This window comes from Microbacterium sp. NPDC058342, assembly GCF_042723935.1.
GTDB lineage: Bacteria > Actinomycetota > Actinomycetes > Actinomycetales > Microbacteriaceae > Microbacterium.
Genome location: NZ_JBHXID010000003.1, coordinates 237,237 through 258,341, shown reverse-complemented (window position 1 = coordinate 258,341; position 21,105 = coordinate 237,237). Strand labels below are relative to the sequence as shown.

Genomic DNA, 21,105 nt, shown 5'->3' with positions numbered 1-21,105 from the left:
CAACCCCACAGGGCTGGACGAGGATAATTTGGCATTTGACAAGTGCACGCTGTTGAGTTCTCAAGGATCGGACGCACCCACACACCCACCAACCAAGGCAGGACGCGCAGGGCAACTTCACAATCTTATCCGGCACCGCGGGCGCTGTCAAAGCGATCCGATCGGAGCCGGGCCCTCCATCTTACTCCGGACGAGTCCGCAGGAGAAGGAGGAGTCTGTTCGCTGCTTGGAGGGGAGCCAGGCCTTCCGGCCTTCCGCTCAACCGCTTGGGGCGAACAGGTAATAACTTACGCGGATCCCCACGGCCCGGCAAATCACCGCCGCATCCCGGGCGTGTCGCGCGCAGCCGCACCGCCATCCGACGGCGTAGTGTCCCCTCATGGCCACGGCTCACGACACCACCCCTGACCCGCGGGAACCCGGGCTCGTCGCGCGTCTTCATCGCGAGCTCGGCCTCGCCGCAGGTCGGAGCGACTCGTCCTGCCACCCCGCGGTCCCCCTGAGCTCCTCCCTGGCCGTGGGCGAGCTCGCCTGGGCCTCGGTCCTCGTCGCCGGCGCCACCCTTTCGGCCACGAGCGCGGCCCCTCCCGATCCGGCGCGCATCGCTGCGGCGTTCCGCAGCGATCGGCATCTGCGTATCGATGGAGCGACCCCGCAGTCATGGGCTCCACTGTCGCGATTCTGGCGCACGGCCGACGGCTGGATCCGCACGCACGGCAACTACCCGCATCACGCGCATGCGCTTCTCGACGGACTGCGCCTCGATCGCGATGCGGACCCCGGATCGGTCGAGGCCGCACTCTCCGGCATGCGGGCGGCGGATGCCGTGGACGCGATCACCGTAGCGGGCGGCATCGGCGTCTCCGTCCGGAAAGAACGTGACGCCGTCGACGCCGAGCTGCGGCGCCGCCCGCTCGTCGACCTGACCCGACTCGCCGTCTCGTCCAGCCGCGCTCTCCCCCACGGGGGATCTCCGCTTGCGCTGACCGGCGTCCGCGTGCTCGATCTGACCCGGGTGATCGCCGGCCCCGTGGCCACCCGCACGCTCGCCCTGGCCGGTGCCGACGTGCTGCGCATCGATCCGCCGGATCGTGCTGAGCCCGCATGGCAGCATCTGGACACCGGCCACGGAAAGCGCTCCGCACTGCTGGACGTCTCCGCGGATCGTGCACGATTCGACGCACTGCTTGCGGATGCAGACGTTCTCGTGCTCGGCTACCGCCCGCAGGGCCTGCGTCGACTCGGGCTCACGGCATCCGCGCTCGCGTCGCGGCATCCGCATCTCGTCATCGGGCAGCTCAGCGCATGGCCCGGCGACGACTCACCTCGGGGGTTCGACAGCATCGTGCAGGCGGAGTGCGGGATCTCCTGGCTGGAGTCCGCCGACGGCGTCGTTCCGGGAGCCCTCCCCGCGCAGGCGCTGGACCATTCGGCCGGCTATCTGCTCGCCGCCGGCATCGTCACCGCACTGCGTCGCCGCGCCGAGTCCGGGGGCGCCTGGCACGTGCGCACCTCGCTGCGGCGGATGGCCGCCGAACTTCTCGGCCTGCCGCGGTCCTCACCCGGCGCCGCACCCGCCCCGCTCGACGAGCAGGCGCAGACCCAGACCTTCGCCGTCGCCGGACGAACGGTGACGACCGTCGTGCCGGCCGTCCGCTGGCCGGGCTCGCCGGAGCTGTTCGCGTCCCCTCGTCCGTGGGGAACCGATCCGCCCGAGTGGTGAGCGCCGTCGGCGAGCCTGCGAACACCGCCCGGAGACCGCTCGGTGACCTCTCGGCTCAACGCTCCCCGCGCCGCCTCGCGCGCCCGGCCGCGATCACGACGACCGCGCACAGCAGGAGCGTCAGCAGTCCCCACACGCCCGACGCGACCGGAAGCGTGCGATACGCCAGATGCTGGATGGTGAACGTGTCGGCGAGAGGCCCGTACACGGCCAGGCCCAGCAGCCAGGCCCCGATCAGGAACACCGGGAGCGACACGTACCACGCCCACCGCACCCAGCCCGGCAGCACCCTTCCACGGAAGACGATCCCGCGCCGTCGCAGCCACAGGAAGGCGAACAGCCCGATGACGAGCAGGCCCAGTGCGCTGGATCCGTGCTGCAGCCACTTGTAGCCGTGCATCGATCCCCACATCTGCTGCAGCACCGGCAGCGCCTCGACGCCCCAGCGCCCCTCGTGGGTGAGACCGTCCCAGGCGATGTGCGAGAGCACGCCGAGCATGAGCGAGAGGACCAGCAGGAGCGGATAGCCGAAGCGCTCGCGCGGTGCGACCAGCTCTCGCACAGCTGCGCGACCGGTGGAACGCCAGTCATCGGGGAGCCGCGCCGCCAGCGCGGTCGGCGCGAGCTCCACGAAAGCCGGGCGAAGGACCACCCGCCACAGGAGCAGCAACACGAAGGCGACGATCGTGGTCCATGCGATGTTCGTCGTCGCATGGGTGAAGCCGTACGACAGGCCGATTCCCCGCGTGAAGAGCGGAAGGTCGGGTGTCATCGCCCCGATCGCGATCGCGCCGGGCACCAGCGGCGTGCGCAGGAACGGCAGAGCGGCCACGGCGTGGCTCGGCGTGAACGGCATCCGATCGCCGCTCAGTCGAGGAACACGCCGGCCAGGGTCTTCTTGCCGCGGCGCAGCACCGACACCCCTCCGGGAAGCGACCCACGCACGGTCGCACCGTCATCGGTCACGCGCTCCCCGTCGAGGGTGACGCCGCCCTGCGAGATCGCACGGCGCGCCTCGGAGATGCTCGAGACCAGCCCGGTCTGCACGAGTGCCTCGGCGACCGGCGTCCCGGCCGCGACGGTCGTGTTCGGCAGCTCCTCGAGAGCCGTGCGCAGCGTGGCCGCGTCGAGCGAGGCCAGATCGCCCTGGCCGAACAGCGCCTCGGATGCGGCGATCACCGCCGCCGTCGCCTCGACGCCGTGCACGGTGGCGCACACCTCGAGCGCCAGCCGCTTCTGAGCGGCGCGGCGGAACGGCTCGCTCTCGACCAGTGCCGCGTACTCCTCGATCTCGGCGCGGGTGAGGAAGGTGAAGACCCTCAGGCGCTCGACGACGTCGGCATCCGCGGTGGAGAGCCAGAACTGGTACATCCGGTACGGGCTGCACATCTCGGCATCCAGCCAGATCGCGTTGCCCTCGCTCTTGCCGAACTTGGTGCCGTCGGTGTTGGTGATCAGCGGGGTGCCGATCGCGTGGGCGGAAGCGCCTTCCACCCGATGGATCAGGTCGGTGCCGCTGGTGAGGTTGCCCCACTGATCGCTGCCGCCGGTCTGCAGCACGCAGTCGTAGGAGCGGTACAGCTCGAGGTAGTCCATGCCCTGCAGGATCTGGTAGCTGAACTCGGTGTAGCTGATGCCGGCGTCGGAGTTCAGGCGCGCGGCGACGGCGTCCTTCTTGAGCATCGTGCCGACGCGGTAGTGCTTGCCGACCTCGCGCAGGAAGTCGATGGCGCTCAGCGGCGCCGTCCAGTCGAGGTTGTTCACGATGCGGGCGGCGTTGTCGCCCTCGAAGCTGAGGAAGCGCTCGACCTGGCCGCGAAGACGGCCCACCCACTCCTCGACCGTCTCGCGCGTGTTCAGCGTGCGCTCGGCGGTCGGTCGCGGGTCGCCGATGAGGCCGGTGGAGCCGCCGACGAGGCCGAGCGGCTTGTGGCCGGCGAGCTGGATGCGGCGCAGCGTGAGCAGCTGAACGAGGTTGCCGAGGTGCAGGCTGGGAGCGGTCGGGTCGAAACCGCAGTAATACGTGATCGGGTCCCCGGCGAGAAGGGCGCGCAGCGCCTCCTGATCGGTGGACACGTGGACGAGCCCGCGCCACAGCAGCTCGTCCCACACGTTCTCGAACGTGGGATCGAGCGCCACGGGGGCGGTCGTCAGAGCGGGATTCGACACGTGTTCCAGGCTATCAGCGGCCGTCCGCTCAGCTGTGCGCGGCCCACCAGACCAGGAAGGCGGCACCGAGCGCGATGACCCAGCTCACGAGGCTCCCCACCAGGAAGTACTCGGCGCGCGCTCCGGTCTCGCCGTCCTTGGAGATCTCCGGGAAGCGCACGATGCCCTTCGCCGCGAGCATCGCGGCCAGCAGCGAGTACGCGCCGGCGAGCGTGAGCACCACGACGATGAGGCGCTCCAGCGGTCCGATCAGCCGCCCGCCCTGGAAGCCGGTGGCAAGCTGCTGCGGCTGGCGCAGCCGGCCGCCGCGCAGCGCTCCGCCCTGGTCGGCCGGGCGCCAGGTCCCCTCCCGGTCGAGGGCGGCCCGCACGACCAGGTTCGCGGACTCCGTGACGAACAGCATGGCTCCGACCGCGAGCAGCGCGACGTCGAAGCCGATCTCGCCCGCCGGGGAGGGCAGCTGCCAGATGTCGCCGATGATGCCCGGCGACCGACGCGACGGCATCAGCGCCGTCGCGCCCGCGGCGATGGCCCCCAGCAGCACCGCGGGCCAGAACGAGGCGCGCCCGGTAGCGTCCAGCGGCATGCTCCACAACCACAGCGCGGTGAGCACGAGGGCGACGACTGCGGCCGCGAGCGCGTCGGCGCACGCCCCGAGCGCGACGATCGCGGCGCCGAGAGCGATCAGAAGCACAAGACGCACGGGGCGGCGTGGCACGAATCGCCGGAGAAGGTCGCTCGCGCCGACGGCGGCGAGCACGAGGGCCGTGAGGATCATGCCGTCTCACCCTTCAGCAGACTCAGCCCGTCGAGCAGCGCAGCCGCTCCGGAGCTCCGCAGCGCCTTGGAGACGGCCGGCTGCGTGATGCCCTCCTGCTCGGCCAGCTCGCGCTGCGACATCCCGCCGGCGCGCCCGTATGCCAGTCGGCGTTCGCGCTCGCTCATGCGCACGACGATCTCGTCCCTGGCCAGCAGGTAGGCGTTGGATGCGGCGAGAGCGGTCTCCATGACCTCATCCTGCCCGGGGGCTCCGACGATCCAGGTGCGGGTGGTCGGCACGGCGCGCTGCTGGCGGGCGTGCACCGCCTCGATCGCATCCCTCGCGGCCCACCATCCCGGCCCGTCGGAGAGTTCGCGGTGCTCGGATTCGATGGCGCGGATGTCGCCGATGCCCAGGCCGAAACGGAACTCGATGCCGTCGGGCAGCGCGAGCTGGAGCAGCAGCAGGGATGCGAGAGCCTGGTCGAGCGTGCGATAGACGCCCTGCTGCTCATCTCCCACCGTCGGACGCAGCGCATGCTCCGCGAGGGGATGTTCGCGCTCCACCCGCGCGATCGTCTCGTCGAAGATCTGCTGGGCCTTCGCCCGGTCACGCAGGCGGCGCGAGCCGACGATGTCGGCGATCACTGCTACGACCATGACATGACCATAGCACGAATAAGCGAGACTTATTCCTTTTCTGGTTATATCGAAGAGAGCTGTTCTCAGAGCCCGAGGGCATGGACGGCGGCCTGGGCACGCGCGACGAGCTCCGCACGCTGCTCCGCCACCCGCACCGGGGCGGTCCCCCCCACGCCGGACCGCGACGCAACCGAGCCCTCGATCGAGAGCACCTCGCGCACCTCGGGCGTGAGGTGCTCCGAGACGGAGATCAGCAGCGCGTCATCGGCGTCCTCAAGACCGATGCCGCGCTGCTCGCACACCCGGACGAGCGCGCCCGAGATCTCGTGCGCATCGCGGAACGGCACACGTCGCTTGACCAGCCATTCCGCGACGTCGGTGGCCAGCGAGAACCCCTGCGGGGCGAGCTCGGCCATGCGCGCGGTGTCGAAGCGCAGCGTGGCGATCATCCCCGCGAACGCCGGGAGCACCACCTCGAGCGTCTGCACCGAGTCGAAGACCGGCTCCTTGTCCTCCTGCAGGTCGCGGTTGTACGCGAGCGGCAGCCCCTTGAGAGTCGCCAGCAGGCCGGTCAGGTTGCCGATCAGGCGCCCGGACTTGCCGCGTGCGAGTTCGGCGATGTCGGGGTTCTTCTTCTGCGGCATGATGCTCGAGCCGGTCGAGTAGGAGTCGTCGAGGGTGACGAAGCCGAACTCCCGCGTGTTCCAGAGGATGATCTCCTCGGAAAGACGCGACAGGTCGATGCCCGTCATCGCCGCGATGAACGCGAACTCGGCGACCACGTCGCGCGCGGCGGTGCCGTCGAGGGAGTTCTCCGCCGGGCGGTCGAGACCCAGCTCGCGGGCGACGAGCGCGGGATCGAGCCCGAGCGTCGAGCCCGCCAGCGCTCCCCCGCCGTAGGGAGAGGATCCGGCGCGGCGACGCCAGTCGACCAGACGCTCCAGCTCGCGCACCAGGGGCCACGCGTGCGCCTGCAGATGGTGGGCCAGCAGAACCGGCTGCGCATGCTGCAGGTGGGTCCGCCCGGGCAGGATCGCCTGCGGGTGGGCCTCGGCCTGCGCGACCAGCGCATCGATGACGCGCAGCAGGTCTCGCGCGATCACCTGCGCGTGGTCGATCAGGTACATGCGCACGAGGGTCGCGATCTGATCGTTGCGGCTGCGGCCGGCGCGCAGACGGCCCCCGACCTCGGCGCCGACCTCGGCGATCAGGGCCTTCTCGAGGGCGCCGTGCACGTCTTCGTCGCCCGGGTCCGGCAGCAGGGTGCCGTCGGCGATACGGGCGGAGAGCGCATCGAGCCCGGCGTGCATGATGCGCGCCTCCTCGGGCTCCAGATACCCGGCGGCCTCCAGCGCCTTCGCGTGCGCATGGGACCCGGCGATGTCGTAGGGCGCCAGGATCCAGTCGAACTGCGTGGACCGGCTCAGCTCGGCCAGCTCGGGCGAGGGACCGCCGGCGAACCGGGCGCCCCAGAGCGCACCCTCGTTCGTGCCGTGCGCGCCGCCGGTCATGCTGCCGCCTCCTGCTTGCCGAGCAGCCACACCAGCAGTGCCTTCTGCGCGTGCAGGCGGTTCTCGGCCTCGTCCCAGACCACGCTCTGCGAGCCGTCGATGACCTCGGAGTCCACCTCGTATCCGCGGTCGGCGGGCAGGCAGTGGATGAAGATCGCCGCGGGATCCGCCAGCGCCATGATCTCGGTGGTCACCTTGTAGCCGCCCAGGTCGCGCAGGCGCTCGATCTTCTCCTCCTCCTTGCCCATCGACACCCACGTGTCGGTGACGATCACGTCGGCGCCCAGCGCCGCCTCTCGGGGATCGGTGAGCAGGGTGACCGAGCCGCCGGTCTCCGCGGCGCGCCTGCGGGCGGCCTCGACGACGTCGGCGCGCGGCGCGTAGGCCTCCGGGGACGCGATGCGCACATGCATGCCCGCCGTGACGCCGGCGAGCAGGTAGGAATGGGCCATGTTGCTGCGTCCGTCGCCGAAGAACGTCAGCGTCAGGCCCTTCAGCTCGCCCTTGTGCTCGCGGATCGTCAGCAGGTCGGCGAGCAGCTGGCAGGGGTGGAAGTCGTCGGAGAGCGCGTTCACGACCGGCACGCGCGTGCCGCGGGCCATCTCCTCCAGCCCGGCCTGCGCGTAGGTGCGCCAGACGATGGCCGCCACCTGGCGCTCCAGCACGCGCGCGGTGTCGGCGGGGGTCTCCTTGCCGCCGAGCTGGCTGTTGGCCGTCGAGATGATCAGCGGCGATCCGCCGAGGTCGGCGATGCCGACGGCGAAGGACACCCGGGTGCGCGTGGACGACTTGTCGAAGATCACCGCGACGGTCTGAGGACCGGCGAGGGCCTTGTTCGCCCAGCGGTCCTTCTTCAGCTCGAGGGCGAGGTCGAGCACCTCGCCCTGCTCGGCGGGGGTCAGGTCGTCGTCGCGAAGCAGGTGGCGGGTCACGCGGGTGTCTCCTTGGTCGAGGGTGCGACGGCGTCCAGCGCCGCCGTGAAGAGGGTGAGGAACTCGGTCACCTCGGCATCGCCGATCGTGTACGCGGGGGCGATCCGGATGACGTCGTCGGTGGGTGCGTTGATGATCAGGCCGCGCTCGTGCGCTGCCTGGCGGGCGGCGGCGGCGACCGGGGCCGCGAGCCGGATGCCGATGAGAAGGCCGGCTCCCGTCGTGCCCGCGACCAGCGGATGCTGGGCGACGCCGGAACGAAGCTGCGCTCCGCGGGCGTTCACGTTGTCGAGCAGGCCCTCGTCCTCGATGTGTCCGAGCACGGCGTTGGCGACGGCGCTGGCGAGCGGGTTGCCTCCGAAGGTCGAGTTGTGGGTGCCCGGGTAGAACAGCTCGCTCGCCGCGCCGAAAGTGATCAGCGCCCCGAGCGGGAAGCCGGCCCCGATGCTCTTGGCCAGGGTGACGGCGTCCGGCACGATCCCCTCGCGCTGGAACGCGAACCACGTGCCGGTGCGACCCGAGCCGGTCTGCACCTCGTCGAGGATGAGCAGCGCGCCGTGCTCGGCGGTCAGCTCCCGCGCACGCGCGAGGAAGCCCTCGGGCAGCTCGACCACACCGGCCTCGCCCTGGATGGGCTCGACGATCATGGCGGCCACACCGCCGGCGGCGAACGCCTGCTCCAGGCTCTCGACCGAGCGCTGCACCGTCACCACATCCGGCACGGCGGGAAGGAACGGATCGCGGTACGCCGCCTTCGGGGTGAGGGAGAGCGCGCCCATCGTGCGCCCGTGGAACGCCCCTTCCACGACGAGGATGGTGGTGCGGCCGTCGGGGTTGCCGTGCAGGCGTGCGAGCTTCACGGCCATCTCGTTGGCCTCGGTCCCGGAGTTCGCGAGGAAGACGCGGCCCCGCTCCCCCGTGCCCGCCAGGCGCTTGAGCCGTGCTGCCAGCTCGAGCTGGCCGGGCGTGGCGAAGTAGTTCGACACGTGCGCGAGCGTCGCGGCCTGGCGCGCGACGGCATCGACGAAGACCGGGTGCGCGTGACCGAGGCAGTTCACGGCGATGCCGCCGAGGAAGTCGAGGTAGCGACGACCCTCGTCGTCGTGAACCCAGGATCCCTCCCCGTGCGTGAGCAGAGCGAGCCGTCCGCCCAGGCTCATCAGATCGCGCGCGGCATCATCGTTCCAGGTCACTGTGCGACCACCTCCGTGCCGATTCCCTTGCTGGTGAACAGTTCCACGAGCACCGAATGCGGCACCCGTCCGTCGATGATCGCGGCCGCGTCGACGCCGCCCTGCACCGCGTCGAGGCAGGCGCGCATCTTCGGGATCATCCCCGACTCGAGCCCGGGCAGCATCTGGGTGAGCGCGTCGGCGGTGATGTGCGAGACCAGCGAGTCGCGGTTCGGCCAGTCGGCGTAGAGCCCGGCCACATCGGTGAGGATCACGAGCTTGCGCGCGCCCACCGCCGTGGCCAGTGCCGCTGCGGCGGCATCCGCGTTCACGTTGAGCGACTGGCCTGGGTGGTCGAGGTCGGGAGCGATCGACGACACGACCGGGATGCGGCCCGCGGAGAGGTGATCGAGGACAGGGGTGGGATCCACCTGCACCACATCGCCGACCCTGCCGAGGTCGATCTCCTCGCCGTCGACGACCACGCCGCGCCGACGGCCGCCGAACAGCCCGGCGTCCTCCCCGCTGAGCCCGGTGGCGATGGGCCCGTGCGAGTTGATCTTCGCCACCAGCTGCGGGTTGACCTGCCCGGTCAGCACCATGCGCACGACGCTGATCGCCTCGGTGTTGGTGACGCGGTAGCCGCCCTTGAACTCGCTGGGGATGGCCAGCCGATCGAGCATGTTCGAGATCTGCGGCCCGCCGCCGTGCACGACGACGGGCTGCACACCCACGTAGCGCAGATAGGCGATGTCCTGCGCGAAGGCGTCCTGCAGCTCGTCGCTGACCATGGCGTTGCCGCCGTACTTCACGACGACGATCTGGTCGCGGAACCTCTTCAGCCACGGCAGGGATTCAATGAGGGTGGCCGCCTTGACGGCGGCCTCCTCGGGGGCGGTGTCCTGCAGATCGGTCATGAGGCGTAGGCGCTGTTCTCGTGCACGTAGTCGTGGGTCAGGTCGTTGGTGAGGATCGTCGCCGTGGCCTGGCCGGCCTTCAGGTCGATCTCGAGATGCGTGGCGCGCGGCGTGAGGTCGACGTCGTCTCGGGGGCGGTCCGGGCCCCCGGCGGTGCACACCCGCACGCCGTTCATGGAGACGTCGACGTCGTAGGGGTCGAACTGCGCGGTGGTCGTGCCGATCGCGGCGAGCACGCGGCCCCAGTTCGGGTCGTTGCCGAAGATCGCGGCCTTGAAGAGGTTGTTGCGGGCGACCGAGCGGCCGACCTCGACGGCCTCCGCCTCGGTGGCGGCGTTGCGGACCTCGATCGTGATGTCGTGGCCGGCGCCCTCGGCATCCGTCTGCAGCTTCTTCGCGAGCTCGCGGCACAGCTCCGTCAGGGCGGAGGTGAAGGCGTCGAGGTCGGGACGGATGCCGCTGGCGCCGCTCGCGAGCAGCGTGACCTGGTCGTTCGTGGACATGCAGCCGTCGGAGTCGAGCCGGTCGAAGCTCACCCCGGTCGCGCTGCGCAGAGCGGCGTCGGCCTCGGAGGCCTCCAGGTCGGCATCCGTCGTGATGACGACCAGCATGGTGGCCAGACCCGGCGCCAGCATCCCGGCGCCCTTGGCCATGCCGCCGATCGTCCAGCCGTCGCCGTGCACGACCGCGGTCTTCGAGACGGTGTCGGTGGTCATGATCGCCTCGGCCGCCGCCTGGCCGCCGTCGGCGCTGAGGCCGGCGATGCCCTGCTCGACGCCGTCGAGCACCTTGCCGCGGAAGACCTCGTCGCCGACGCCGATGAGACCGGTCGAGCACACCAGGACGTCTCCCGCGCTCACCTCGAGGAGCTCGGCCGCCTTCTCGGCGGTGAGGTGGCTGGTCTGGAACCCGAACGCGCCCGTGAAGCAGTTCGCCCCGCCGGAGTTCAGCACGACCGCCTCGACCGTGCGATCGGCGATCACCTGCTGGGACCACAGGATCGGGTTCGCCTTGGCACGGTTGGTGGTGAACACCGCCGCGCCCACTTTGCGGGGTCCGCGGTTGACGACCACGGCCACGTCGGGCCTGCCGGTGCTCTTGAGGCCTGCAGCGACGCCGGCCGCTTCGAATCCCTGGGCTGCGGTCACGCTCACGGCGCCACTCCGTTCACGGTGAGGGCGCGGTCCTCGGGAAGGCCCAGCGCGAGGTTCATGGACTGCACGGCGGCGCCGGCGGTCCCCTTGACGAGATTGTCGACCGCAGTCACCACGGTGACCCGGTTCGCCGCGCGATCGATCGCGAGCCCCATCAGCGCGGTGTTGGCACCGAGCACGTCGGCGGTGCGCGGGAAATGCCCCTCGGGCAGCAGCTGCACGAAGGTCTCGTCACCGTACGCGCTCTGCCACGCGTCCCGGATCTGCGCATCGGTGGCGCCGTCGGCGATCGGTGCGGTCGAGGTGGCGAGGATACCGCGGGCCATCGGGACGATCACGGGAGTGAACGAGATGCGGATTCCCGCGGGCGCGACACCGGATGCTGCGGCGAGCGCCTGACGGATTTCGGGGATGTGCCGGTGGGTGCCGCCGACCGCATAGGGGTTGGCGGTGCCCAGCAGCTCGCTGCCGAGGAGGTGCGTCTTCAGGCTCTTGCCCGCACCGGACGGCCCGACGGCGAGGACGGTCACGATGTCGGACGGATCGATGACGCCCGCCGCGACTCCGGGAGCGAGGCTGAGGCTCACGGTCGACGCGTTGCACCCGGGGGCCGCGATGCGCGTCGCGCCGCGCAGGTTCTCGCGCTGCTTACGGCCGTTCACGAGCAGCTCGGGGACGCCGTAGCTCCACGGGTCGTGGAAGGCGCCGCCGTAGAAGGCATCCCACGCATCCCGCGAGGTGAGGCGGTGGTCGGCACCCGCGTCGATCACGAGCGGGGTGTCGCCGAGGGCATCCGTGTACTGGCCCGACTGCCCGTGCGGCAGCGCGAGGAAGACGATGTCGTGCCCGGCGAGCGTCTCGGGGGTGGTGTCCTGAAGGGTCAGATGCGCGAGCGAGCGCAGATGCGGCTGGTGCTGCACGAGTGGCTGACCCGCAGTGGAGTGCGCGGTGACGGTGCGGATCTCGATGTCGGGATGCGCGGCGAGAAGCCGCAGGATCTCGCCTCCCGCATAGCCTGATGCGCCGGAGACGGCGACGGAGTACGTCATGGTTCTACCTTAACGGTCGAGTCGCGCCCGATGACGGGCGTGACCCACTGACAGGGGGCCGGGGCGGCGACACCGGCTCCGGCCTCGAACCATCGCGGAACGGGCTGCGCGGGGTCGCCTAGAGTCGGCGGCCGGCGCGGCGTCGGCGCACGGGGGCGACACCCGGAAGGGGCGTCAGCGAGAAGTGTGCGGCCGAAGGCATGACGCGACAGTAGCGCCGATCGCGCAGCATCCGCAAATCCGCGGCGTCACGGGCCGCACCGCCCGCCCGGGCTCCGCTCATCTCAGATCGAAGAACGCCCGCTCGTGTTCCGCTGCCGCGACGAACTCCCGGCGCATGCGGCGCCTGCGCTCCCCGTCTGCTGCCGCAGCCGCCGTCACGACGTAGCCGATGGCTCGTTCCGTGGCGATCGCGAAGCCGGGGTCGGCGTACGTCGCCAGCCACGAGGCGTACGGATGTCGCGGATCGGACGCGTACGCGCCGAAGTCGCCGGCGTGCAGCCGGCGTCCCAGATCCGTGTACAGCCAGAAGCACGGCAGGACCGCCGCGATCAGCACGGCGTAGTCACCGGAGAATGCGGCGGCGCGCAGGTGGTCGAGGTAGGCGGCGTTCACCGCGCTCGGCTCCGCGGCGAAGGTCGCTGCCGAGATCCCCGTCTCGGGCGTCAGCCAGGTGGCGTGCAGCTCGAGCTCACCGGCGATCGAGCCGTGCGAGGACTCCGCCCAGAAGCCCTGCTCCTCGGCGGTGGGGGCGAGGCGGGCGGCCTCTGCCAGCACGCGCGCGTACTCGCGCAGGTACAGGGCGTCCTGGGCGAGGTAGGTCAGGAACAGCTCGCGATCGAGCGTTCCGTCGGCGAGGGCGCGGATGAACGGGAGCTCATCGATGTCGCGCCGGATGCCCGCGATGCCCCGCCACCAGTCGGAGCGGATGTCCGCGGCACTCGGCGCCGTCTCGAGCCCACCGCGTCGCCACAGCCCGGCGAAATGGTTGACGGGTCCGTGTCCGCGCCCCACGTGCAGCTCGTCGCTCGAGCGCAGCGCCTCGCGCAGCCAGGCGCGGGATCCACCGACGGCTTCTGCGGGCGACTCGCCGCGCGCCAGACGGGTGGCGAGCGCCGAGGACAGCGAGCATCCGGTGCCGTGCGTGTTCGCGGTGTCGATGCGGGGGCCCGGGAACTCGACGATCGCGCCGCGTCCGACGAGCGCATCGGGGGCGTCGGCGCCGTCGAGGTGGCCGCCCTTGACGAGCACCCGCGCATCGATCGCGCCGGAGAGCACGGATGCCGCGGCGAGCGCATCCTCCCAGTCGCCGAACTCCCGGCCGGTCAGCACGCCGAGCTCAGAGAGGTTCGGGGTCACCACATCGGCGCGACGCAGCAGGTCGCCCAGCGCCTGCTCGGCCTCGGCGTCCAGCAGCCGGTCGCCGCTGGTGGCGATCATCACGGGGTCGATGACGACGATCGGGGGACGCACGGTGTCGAGCCAGCTGGCGACGGCGCGGATGACGTCGGCGTTCGCGAGCATCCCGATCTTCACCGCGTCGATGACGACGTCGTCCGAGATCGCGTCGAGCTGCTCGCGCAGGAACTCGGCCGGCGGCACGTGCACGGCACGGACCCCCTGCGTGTTCTGGACGGTGAGAGCGGTGATCGCCGCCATGCCGTAGCCGCCGTTCGCGGCGATGGACTTCAGGTCCGCCTGGATGCCCGCACCGCCGGACGGATCGCTGCCCGCGATGCTGAGCACGCGGGGAATGCCCGCGGCACGCCAGCGGCTCACGAAGTCGGCGGCTCGCTGCGCGGGATCCTCGGCCGCGCACAGCGCCGAGACGACCGCGAGTCCCGCCGCGCCGGCATCCCGCAGCTCCTCGGTGTCGTCGATGCCCACTCCGCCGATCGCGACGCACGGCAGCGGGCTGGCGGCGGCGAACGCGCGGAAGCCGTCCACCCCGAGTGCCGGCGGGTGGTCGGGCTTGGTGCTGGTCGGGCGGATCACGCCGACCCCCAGGTAGTCGACGGTACCCGCAGGAAGCGCGAGCACGGCCTCGAGGTGCTCGGGACTGTTGGCGGTGAGGCCGATCAGCGCATCGGGTCCGAGCTCGGCGCGGGCGCGGAGCACGGATGCGTCGCCCTGTCCCAGGTGCACGCCGTCGATGCGGGCGCCGGCCGCACGGGCGGCGAGCGCCGCGTCGAGCCGGTCGTTCACCATGAGCAGCGCGCGACCGTCGATGACCTGCGACAGCTCGATCAGCCGAGCCGCGGTCTCGGCATCCGTCGCCTCCTTGTCGCGCAGCTGCACGATGCGGGCGCCGCCGTCGACGGCCAGGCGCACGGTCTCGGACACCCCGCGGTCGCCGCACAGCATCCGGTCGGTGACGAGGTACAGCGAGAGGTCGGCGTTCACAGTGCCTCCGCCTCGAAGCGGGCGGCGGCGATGTCCTCGGGCTGCAGGCCGGCGAGGTCGTCGAGCAGTGCGACGGCGAAGCTGCCGGGTCCTGCGGAGCGCGCAGCCGCGCGCTCCGCGGCGATCGTGTAGAAGAGGCTCGCCGCCGCGACGGCGGTCAGGGCATCCGCTCCGGTGCCGCGGGCGGCGCCGAGGAAGGCTGCCATCACCGCCCCCAGAGCACAGCCGCCGCCCGTCACCCGGGTGAGCAGTTCGTCGCCGTTCGCGAGCCGCAGCACCCGCTCTCCGTCGGTGAGGAGATCGACGCGACCGGACACGGCCACGACGCTGCCGTGCCGGTGCGCCAGTGCGCGTGCGGCCTCGGCTGCGGCATCCGTCGTGTCGGTGGCGTCGACACCGCGACCACCGGCGCTGAGACCGGCGAGCGCGAGGATCTCGGAGGCGTTGCCGCGGATCGCGGTCGGGCGCTGCTGTGCGAGTTCGTGCGCGAGCGCCGTGCGGATCGGCAACGCCCCGATCGCGACGGGATCGAGCACCCACGGCGTGCCTGCGGCGTTCGCGCCGGCGACGGCTTCGAGGCTCGCCGCCCGCTGCTCGGGCGTCGGAGTGCCGAGGTTGATGAGCACGCCCGAGGCGATGCCCGCGAACATCCCGGCCTCGCCGACGATGTCGACCATCGCCGGGGCCGCGCCGACGGCGAGCAGCACGTTGGCGGTGAAGCCGGTGACCACCGCGTTCGTGATGCAGTGGGTGAGGGGCGGGCCCGCGCGCAGCGCCCTCAGCAGGTCGGCCGCCTCGGTGGCGAGGCCGGGGGCGGATGCAGGACGCAGAGGATCGCTCATTCGCGACATCCCTTCGCTAGTACGAACTAGATCAGGTTCGACGGGTCTGTTCTCAGCCGCGGATGCGGCACCCCGTGTCACTGATCGCGAGTCTAGCGAAGGACGTCGGTCGTCGGGTCGGCTCAGTCGTCAGCGGGATCGACGTCGGCCGGCACGAGCTGTCCGATGAGCTCCTGCTCCTCCGCACGGGTCAGTCCCGCGCGGCGCTCGCGATCGAGCCCGCGGGCGCGCTCGTCGTGGAGCACGCGCCGGATGGTGTCGTCGATCGGCGTGAGGCGACCACCGGATGCCTTGTACGCGGTGTTGTCCCGACGGGCGAACCCGGGCATGTCCGCGGGGAGCCACAGCGGCAGGGAACGCTCTCCCATCCAGTAGTCCACGCCGTGCCCGCGCAGCCAGTCGTCGGAGGCCTCGAGGAGCTCGCCGGTGTGGCCGGCGGCCGAGCGGATGCGGCGCAGCACGTCGACGAGCGGGTGAGCGTCTCCGATCGCGTTGACGATCCCCTGCCTGCTGCCGCTCACCAGCAGTTCGGCGACGTCGTCGACGTCGATCACCTGCGTGTACCTGTCGGCGAGGGTGGGGACGAGTACAGGCTGGTTCCCGGCGCGGTCGAACGCCGCCGCCCAGTACCCGAAGCGGTCGCTGGGATCGCCTTCCCCGACGATCAGGCCGGGCCGGACGATGAAGGCCCGCTCCCCCAGCGCGCTCACGGCCTGCTCCGCGGCGACCTTCTCCGCGCCGTACTCGTACTCGTCGCCCTCCTGCGCGGGCTCGTGCAGTGCCCCGGATTCGTCGAGCCCGAGGGTCGTGTCGTCGGAGTACGCCGACATCGACGAGACGTAGGTCCAGTGCGCTGTGCTCGCACCGAGCGCCGCGACCGCCTCGCGCACGTGCCGCGCCCGGGAGGAGATGTCGACCACCTCGTCCCAGTGCTGTTCGCGCAGCCGGTCGTACACGGCCGGATCATCGCGATCCCCGCGCAGCAGCACCGTCCCGTCCGGCGCGGGACGTCCGCCCCGCGCGAGGCAGGTCACCTGCGCCCCGGCATCCCGCCACTTCCGCGCGATCCGCCCCGACAGCCACCCGGTTCCACCGAGCACCAGCACCTGAGTCATGACGCCATGACAGCATCCGGACGCTCCACAGGGAAGGGCTTCCGCTGTCAGCGGATGCGACCCCGCTCCCGCCGAAGGACGGGACTCACCACGGCATCGGACGGTCCGGCCCGCGACGGCTGTCGTCGGGCATGTGCGGAAGGTGCTCGCCGCCGGCGCGGATGCAGAGCCAGCGCAGTTCGCCCGGGCTGTCCGGCAGTGCCCGCCAGGTGCGCCACACGCCCTGACCCACACGCACGACCGTGCCCTCCTCCACGTCGACGACGTCGTCGTCCAGCCCCATCTGGCCGCGTCCGGCGAGGAACACGTACAGCTCCTCGACCTTCTCGTGCACGTGCCAGTAGCCGGCTTCCTCACCCGGGACCAGGGCGTTCGCCGTCATGCCGATGTACTGCATGGTCAGCTCGTGGTCGACGACGCGGCGGCCGTCGCGCGAGCGCGCCTCATCGAATCCGCCATGGAACGCGCGCCAGTCCTGCAGCGCGCCGATCTCGGTCACCTGGTAGTCGCTCATCGCATCTCCTTCTCTTCGGATCCGTTCTCGGCATGCTCGGCCTCGCGGGTCCAGCTGTGCGCACCCCGGCGGTACACCAGCCGCAGATGGTCGCGGTCCTGCGCACCCTGCCAGAACTCGATGCGCTCCGGAACGACGCGCCAGAGCACCCAGTCTCCGGCGGCGACCCCGGCGCGGGCGGCGGGCGAGCGAGCGGCGAGATCCGCCGCGGACTCCGCTGCGGTGGCCTCGTGCACACTGCCGCGCACGCGCACCGCGCGGACCAGCGGCTGCCACCAGAAGCTCAGCGCCGCAGCAGGCCGGGCGGCGAGCTGCACGCCCTTGGCAGAGCGTCGATGCCCGGCGAAGCCCCAGCCGGCATCACCGAAGTCCTTCAGGATCAGAGTCCTCGCATCCGGCAGACCGTCGGAGTCCACGGTCGCCAGCGTCATCGCATGCGGCTCGGCGACGCCGCGTGCCACGGCATCCGCCAGCCAGTCCCGGAAGAGCACGACGGGATCGGCCGGGGCCCCAGCAGGGTCGAATGCCGGGGCGTCCCCGGAGAGCGTGCGCAGGCTGCGCAGCCACGCGGCGTCGGTCATGACCTCGAGCCTACGCAGTCGCCGCCGCATCCCGGTGCGGAATGCGGCGGCGATGCAGGCGGATCAGTCGCGGATCGCGGCGCCGAAGCGGTCGGTCGCGACCGCGACTCCGGCGAGCTTGGCCTCGGTGGCCTCGGCGGCGGTCAAGGTGCGGTCGGACGCCCGGAAGCGCAGTGCGAAGGTGAGACTCTTGGAATCCTCGGCCACGCCTTCGCCCCGGTAGTCGTCGACGAGCGCCGCCGACTCGAGCAACTCGCCCGCGCCCTCGACCAGCGCGGCGCGCACGTCGGACGCCGGCACAGCGACATCCACGACGAGCGAGACGTCCTGCGTCGCCGCGGGGTACGTCGACAGCGACTCCACGACCACGCGTTCCCCCGCAAGGGTGAGCAGGCGGTCGAGGTCGAGCTCGAGCACCACGGCGCGGCCCGGCAGATCGGCATCCGCGGCGACTCGCGGGTGCAGCTCGCCGACGTAGCCGATCTCCTCGCCGCGCACGCTCAGAGCGCCGGCGCGCCCCGGGTGCAGGGCGGCGCGCTGCGTCTGGGCCACGTCGATGTCGACGCCGGCCGCGACGCCGATCACCTGCACGGCGTGCAGGGCGTCGCCCAGGCTCGCGTGCTCGGCGGCACGCCCGGGCTGGCGCGGCGTGACGTGGCCGGTCAGCAGCACCGCGATGTTCCGCGGCTGCGGCGGGATGGCCGCGTTCAGCTGCGCCAGGGTCTCATCGCTCGGACGCTGCGCGAGCGGCGGGACGGAGTCGGTGCCGTAGGTCACGCCCGCCTCGGGGGTGAACACGAGTCCCGTCTCGAAGATCGCCAGGTCCACCAGACCGCGCGAGATGTTGCGGTGCGCGGTCTGCAGCAGACCGGGCAGCAGCGAGCGACGCAGGTACGCGGCCTGTCCGTCCAGGGCGTTGGCCAGGCGGATGCTGGGCAGGTGCTCACCGCTCGCCGAGCCGTGCAGATCGTTCTGCTCCTCGTTGGCGAACGGGAACGCCGGCGTCTCGACGAAGCCCGCCGCGGCGACGGCGTCCGCCACGCGCTTGCGTCCCTGCTGCAGCGGAGTGTAGCCGCGACCGGAGGGCGGGGTCGGCAGGACGGACGGGATGCGGTCGAGACCGTGGATGCGGGCGACCTCCTCCACGAGCGTCCACTTGTCGGTGAGGTCGGGGCGCCAGCTCGGCGGGATGACGAACCAGCCGCCGTCGGTCGCCGTGACCTCGGCGCCGATCATCTCCAGCGCGCCGATCACCTCGTCGTCGGTGTAGTCGACGCCGATCACCCCCTGTGCGAAACCTCGGGGCAGGTCGATGCCCGCGATGTCGACGTCGGCGAACAGCGCGCCGCCCTCGTCGGTCAGCTCGCCGCCGGCGAGCTCCACCATCAGGTCGGCCACACGGCGGGCGGCGACGAACGGGATCAGCGGGTCGACACCGCGCTCGAAGCGCTTGGACGCCTCGCTGGGCAGCTTGTGGCGTCGCGCGGAGCGGGCGATCGTGACCGGGTCGAAGGTCGCGGCCTCGATCAGCACGTTGCGCGTGGTCCCGCTCATCTCGGTGGTGCCGCCGCCCATGACGCCGGCCAGGCCGATCGGGCCGGAGCCGTCGGTGATGAGCAGGTCCTCCACGTGCAGGGCTCGGTCCTGGCCGTCGAGCGTCGTCATCCGCTCGCCCTTCTCGGCGCGGCGCACGACGATGCCGCCCTGCAGCTTGTCGAGGTCATAGCCGTGGATGGGGTTGCCGAGCTCGAGCATCACGTAGTTGGTGATGTCGATCAGCACGCCCAGCGGGCGCATGCCGGCCAGGACCAGCCGCGCGATCATCCACGGCGGGGTCGGCCGCGCCGGGTCGACGTTCCGCACGACGCGGGCGACGAACTCGCGGGCGCCGACGTTGCCGCGGATCGGGCCCCGGTCGTCGACCGAGATCGAGAAACCGGAACCAGGCTGCAGCTCGGCGAAATCGCGCTGCGCAGGGTCGCGGAAGGCGGCTCCGGTGGCGTGAGAGTACTCGCGGGCGACGCCGCGCAGCGAGAACGCGTAGCCGCGGTCGGGCGTCACGTTGATGTCGACCGCGAAGTCGTTCAGGTGCAGCAGCTCGATGGCATCCGCGCCGACCTCGGGGTCGAGACCGAGCGTCGAGAGCACGATGATGCCGTCGTGCTCATCGCCCAGGCCCAGCTCACGTGCCGAGGCGATCATGCCGTCGGAGACGTGACCGTACGTCTTGCGAGCCGCGATGGGGAACGGGCCGGGCAGAACGGCCCCGGGCAGCGTCACCACGACCTTGTCGCCGGCGACGAAGTTGTGCGCGCCGCAGACGATGCCGCGCACGCCGCCGTTCACCTCGCCCACATCCACCTGGCACCAGTTGATCGTCTTGCCGTTCTTCTGCGGCTCGGGCTCCGCCGAGAGCACGCGTCCGACGACGACGGGACCGCTGATCTCGAAACGGTGGACGTCCTCCTCTTCGAAGCCGACCGACACGAAGGACGCCAGCACGTCCGCAGGTGTCGCATCCGCTGCCACATCGACGTACTCGCGCAGCCAGGAAAGCGGAACGCGCATCACACCACCATCCCGAACTGCTCGCTGAAGCGGACATCGCCCTCGGCCATGTCGCGCATGTCCTGAACGTCGCTGCGGAACATCACCGCGCGCTCGACGCCCATGCCGAAGGCGAACCCGCTGTACACCTCGGGGTCGATGCCCGCCGCGCGCAGCACGTTGGGGTTGACCATGCCGCATCCGCCCCACTCGATCCAGCGCGCGCCGCCCTTGAAGGTCGGGTGCCACAGGTCCAGCTCCGCGGACGGCTCGGTGAACGGGAAGTAGTTGGTGCGGAACCGGGTCTTCGCCTCGGCGCCGAACATCTGCTTCGCGACGTGATCGAGGGTGCCCTTCAGGTGCGCCATCGTGATGCCCTTGTCGACGACCAGCCCCTCGAACTGCGTGAAGACCGGCAGGTGCGTCGCGTCGAACTCGTCGGTCCGGTACACCCGTCCCGGGCACAGCACATAGATCGGCAGCTCACGATCGAGCATCGAACGCACCTGGACGGGACTGGTGTGCGTGCGCATCACCAGGTGACGCGACGTGGGGTCGACGTAGAACGTGTCCTGCTCCTGGCGGGCCGGGTGGTCCTCGTCGAAGTTCAGTGCGTCGAAGTTGAACCACTCGTGCTCGAGTTCGGGGCCCTCGGCGATCTCCCACCCCATGCCGACGAAGATGTCCGAGATCTGCTCCTGCATGAGAGAGATCGGATGCCGGGCGCCGACGCGCGAGCGCGAGGCGATCGCAGTGATGTCGACCCGCTCGGCCTCCAGGCGGGCGGCGGTCTCGACCTCGACCAGCTCCGCCTCTTTGGCCGCCAGCGCCTGGGTGACTCGTCCCCGCCCCTGCCCGATGAGCTTGCCGAACGCGGCCTTGTGCTCGGGCGCGACCTGCCGCATCGACGCGTTCAGCACCGCGAGGGGCGACCCCTCGGCGACGTGTGCCGAGCGTGCCGCCCTCAGCTCTGCGGAATCGGATGCGGCGGCGATCGCCGCGAGGGCGGCGTCGACGGCGGACTCCACCGCCTCCGGCGTGATCTGGGGTGTTTCGGGAGAGTCTGACACGAGAA

18 protein-coding genes and 1 riboswitch are annotated in these 21,105 nt (G+C 71.3%); of the genes, 1 reads left to right on the top strand and 17 read right to left on the bottom strand.

Annotated elements, in window-relative coordinates; all coding sequences use genetic code 11:
* Nucleotides 1-379: 379 nt before the first annotated feature.
* Nucleotides 380-1,723 carry a CoA transferase gene (locus ACFWHT_RS15040; RefSeq protein WP_378830011.1) on the top strand — a complete coding sequence of 448 codons (1,344 nt, stop codon included), beginning with the start codon at nt 380-382 and terminating at the stop codon, nt 1,721-1,723.
* A gap of 55 nt (nt 1,724-1,778) precedes the next feature.
* Here ACFWHT_RS15040 and ACFWHT_RS15035 read toward each other — a convergent pair whose 3' ends face one another.
* The 17 genes from ACFWHT_RS15035 to pheS form a co-directional block, all read right to left on the bottom strand.
* The gene (locus ACFWHT_RS15035; RefSeq protein ID WP_378830008.1) at nt 1,779-2,579 is read right to left on the bottom strand and encodes a DUF4184 family protein; all 801 of its coding nucleotides are present in this window, start codon (nt 2,577-2,579) and stop codon (nt 1,779-1,781) included.
* A gap of 11 nt (nt 2,580-2,590) precedes the next feature.
* Entirely contained in the window at nt 2,591-3,892 is a 1,302-nt protein-coding gene (gene tyrS / locus ACFWHT_RS15030) for a tyrosine--tRNA ligase (protein WP_378830006.1), read from the bottom strand.
* A 28-nt stretch (nt 3,893-3,920) separates the two neighbouring features.
* Nucleotides 3,921-4,670 (bottom strand): hypothetical protein, encoded by a 750-nt coding sequence (locus ACFWHT_RS15025; RefSeq protein WP_378830004.1) that lies wholly within the window; start codon nt 4,668-4,670, stop codon nt 3,921-3,923.
* Nucleotides 4,667-5,311: a SatD family protein gene (locus ACFWHT_RS15020; protein ID WP_378830001.1), complete on the bottom strand. Its 645-nt coding sequence runs from the start codon at nt 5,309-5,311 to the stop codon at nt 4,667-4,669. The genes ACFWHT_RS15025 and ACFWHT_RS15020 overlap by 4 nt, the downstream gene beginning before the upstream one ends.
* A 65-nt stretch (nt 5,312-5,376) precedes the next feature.
* Nucleotides 5,377-6,804: an argininosuccinate lyase gene (gene argH / locus ACFWHT_RS15015; RefSeq protein WP_378829999.1), complete on the bottom strand. Its 1,428-nt coding sequence runs from the start codon at nt 6,802-6,804 to the stop codon at nt 5,377-5,379.
* The gene (gene argF, locus ACFWHT_RS15010) at nt 6,801-7,736 is read right to left on the bottom strand and encodes an ornithine carbamoyltransferase (protein WP_378829997.1); all 936 of its coding nucleotides are present in this window, start codon (nt 7,734-7,736) and stop codon (nt 6,801-6,803) included. The genes argH and argF overlap by 4 nt, the downstream gene beginning before the upstream one ends.
* Complete coding sequence (locus ACFWHT_RS15005; RefSeq protein ID WP_378829995.1) at nt 7,733-8,929, bottom strand: acetylornithine transaminase; 1,197 nt, start codon at nt 8,927-8,929, stop codon at nt 7,733-7,735. Before ACFWHT_RS15005 ends, argF begins: the two co-directional genes overlap by 4 nt.
* Nucleotides 8,926-9,825 (bottom strand): acetylglutamate kinase, encoded by a 900-nt coding sequence (gene argB, locus ACFWHT_RS15000; protein WP_378829993.1) that lies wholly within the window; start codon nt 9,823-9,825, stop codon nt 8,926-8,928. Before argB ends, ACFWHT_RS15005 begins: the two co-directional genes overlap by 4 nt.
* Nucleotides 9,822-10,979 (bottom strand): bifunctional glutamate N-acetyltransferase/amino-acid acetyltransferase ArgJ, encoded by a 1,158-nt coding sequence (argJ, locus tag ACFWHT_RS14995; protein WP_378829991.1) that lies wholly within the window; start codon nt 10,977-10,979, stop codon nt 9,822-9,824. Before argJ ends, argB begins: the two co-directional genes overlap by 4 nt.
* On the bottom strand, nt 10,976-12,028 hold the full coding sequence (gene argC, locus ACFWHT_RS14990; RefSeq protein WP_378829988.1) for an N-acetyl-gamma-glutamyl-phosphate reductase: 1,053 nt from the start codon (nt 12,026-12,028) through the stop codon (nt 10,976-10,978). The genes argJ and argC overlap by 4 nt, the downstream gene beginning before the upstream one ends.
* A gap of 279 nt (nt 12,029-12,307) precedes the next feature.
* Nucleotides 12,308-14,431: a bifunctional hydroxymethylpyrimidine kinase/phosphomethylpyrimidine kinase gene (locus ACFWHT_RS14985; RefSeq protein ID WP_378829986.1), complete on the bottom strand. Its 2,124-nt coding sequence runs from the start codon at nt 14,429-14,431 to the stop codon at nt 12,308-12,310.
* Nucleotides 14,428-15,273, bottom strand: a complete 846-nt coding sequence (gene thiM / locus ACFWHT_RS14980) for a hydroxyethylthiazole kinase (RefSeq protein ID WP_378829984.1) — start codon at nt 15,271-15,273, stop codon at nt 14,428-14,430. The genes ACFWHT_RS14985 and thiM overlap by 4 nt, the downstream gene beginning before the upstream one ends.
* Nucleotides 15,265-15,358, bottom strand: a riboswitch (TPP riboswitch). (Overlaps the previous gene by 9 nt.)
* Nucleotides 15,359-15,395: 37 nt before the next feature.
* Nucleotides 15,396-16,388, bottom strand: coding sequence for an NAD-dependent epimerase/dehydratase family protein (locus ACFWHT_RS14975; RefSeq protein ID WP_378829982.1), 993 nt, complete (start codon nt 16,386-16,388; stop codon nt 15,396-15,398).
* 85 nt (nt 16,389-16,473) lie between these two features.
* Complete coding sequence (locus tag ACFWHT_RS14970; RefSeq protein ID WP_378829980.1) at nt 16,474-16,902, bottom strand: cupin domain-containing protein; 429 nt, start codon at nt 16,900-16,902, stop codon at nt 16,474-16,476.
* Nucleotides 16,899-17,483, bottom strand: a complete 585-nt coding sequence (locus ACFWHT_RS14965; RefSeq protein WP_378829979.1) for a pyridoxal 5'-phosphate synthase — start codon at nt 17,481-17,483, stop codon at nt 16,899-16,901. The genes ACFWHT_RS14970 and ACFWHT_RS14965 overlap by 4 nt, the downstream gene beginning before the upstream one ends.
* Nucleotides 17,484-17,546: 63 nt before the next feature.
* Entirely contained in the window at nt 17,547-20,051 is a 2,505-nt protein-coding gene (gene pheT, locus ACFWHT_RS14960; protein WP_378829977.1) for a phenylalanine--tRNA ligase subunit beta, read from the bottom strand.
* Nucleotides 20,051-21,100, bottom strand: coding sequence for a phenylalanine--tRNA ligase subunit alpha (pheS, locus tag ACFWHT_RS14955; protein ID WP_378829975.1), 1,050 nt, complete (start codon nt 21,098-21,100; stop codon nt 20,051-20,053). The genes pheT and pheS overlap by 1 nt, the downstream gene beginning before the upstream one ends.
* Nucleotides 21,101-21,105: the final 5 nt, after the last annotated feature.

Bases quoted from the DNA above. Each gene is read 5' to 3' on its own strand.
- ACFWHT_RS14970 (WP_378829980.1), bottom strand. From the start codon at position 16,902: ATGAGCGACTACCAGGTGACCGAGATCGGCGCGCTGCAGGACTGGCGC.
- thiM (WP_378829984.1), bottom strand. From the start codon at position 15,273: ATGAGCGATCCTCTGCGTCCTGCATCCGCCCCCGGCCTCGCCACCGAG.
- ACFWHT_RS14975 (WP_378829982.1), bottom strand. From the start codon at position 16,388: ATGACTCAGGTGCTGGTGCTCGGTGGAACCGGGTGGCTGTCGGGGCGG.
- argB (WP_378829993.1), bottom strand. From the start codon at position 9,825: ATGACCGATCTGCAGGACACCGCCCCCGAGGAGGCCGCCGTCAAGGCG.
- ACFWHT_RS15040 (WP_378830011.1), top strand. From the start codon at position 380: ATGGCCACGGCTCACGACACCACCCCTGACCCGCGGGAACCCGGGCTC.
- ACFWHT_RS14965 (WP_378829979.1), bottom strand. From the start codon at position 17,483: ATGACCGACGCCGCGTGGCTGCGCAGCCTGCGCACGCTCTCCGGGGAC.
- argC (WP_378829988.1), bottom strand. From the start codon at position 12,028: ATGACGTACTCCGTCGCCGTCTCCGGCGCATCAGGCTATGCGGGAGGC.
- ACFWHT_RS15025 (WP_378830004.1), bottom strand. From the start codon at position 4,670: ATGATCCTCACGGCCCTCGTGCTCGCCGCCGTCGGCGCGAGCGACCTT.
- argH (WP_378829999.1), bottom strand. From the start codon at position 6,804: ATGACCGGCGGCGCGCACGGCACGAACGAGGGTGCGCTCTGGGGCGCC.
- ACFWHT_RS15020 (WP_378830001.1), bottom strand. From the start codon at position 5,311: ATGGTCGTAGCAGTGATCGCCGACATCGTCGGCTCGCGCCGCCTGCGT.
- pheT (WP_378829977.1), bottom strand. From the start codon at position 20,051: ATGCGCGTTCCGCTTTCCTGGCTGCGCGAGTACGTCGATGTGGCAGCG.
- ACFWHT_RS15035 (WP_378830008.1), bottom strand. From the start codon at position 2,579: ATGCCGTTCACGCCGAGCCACGCCGTGGCCGCTCTGCCGTTCCTGCGC.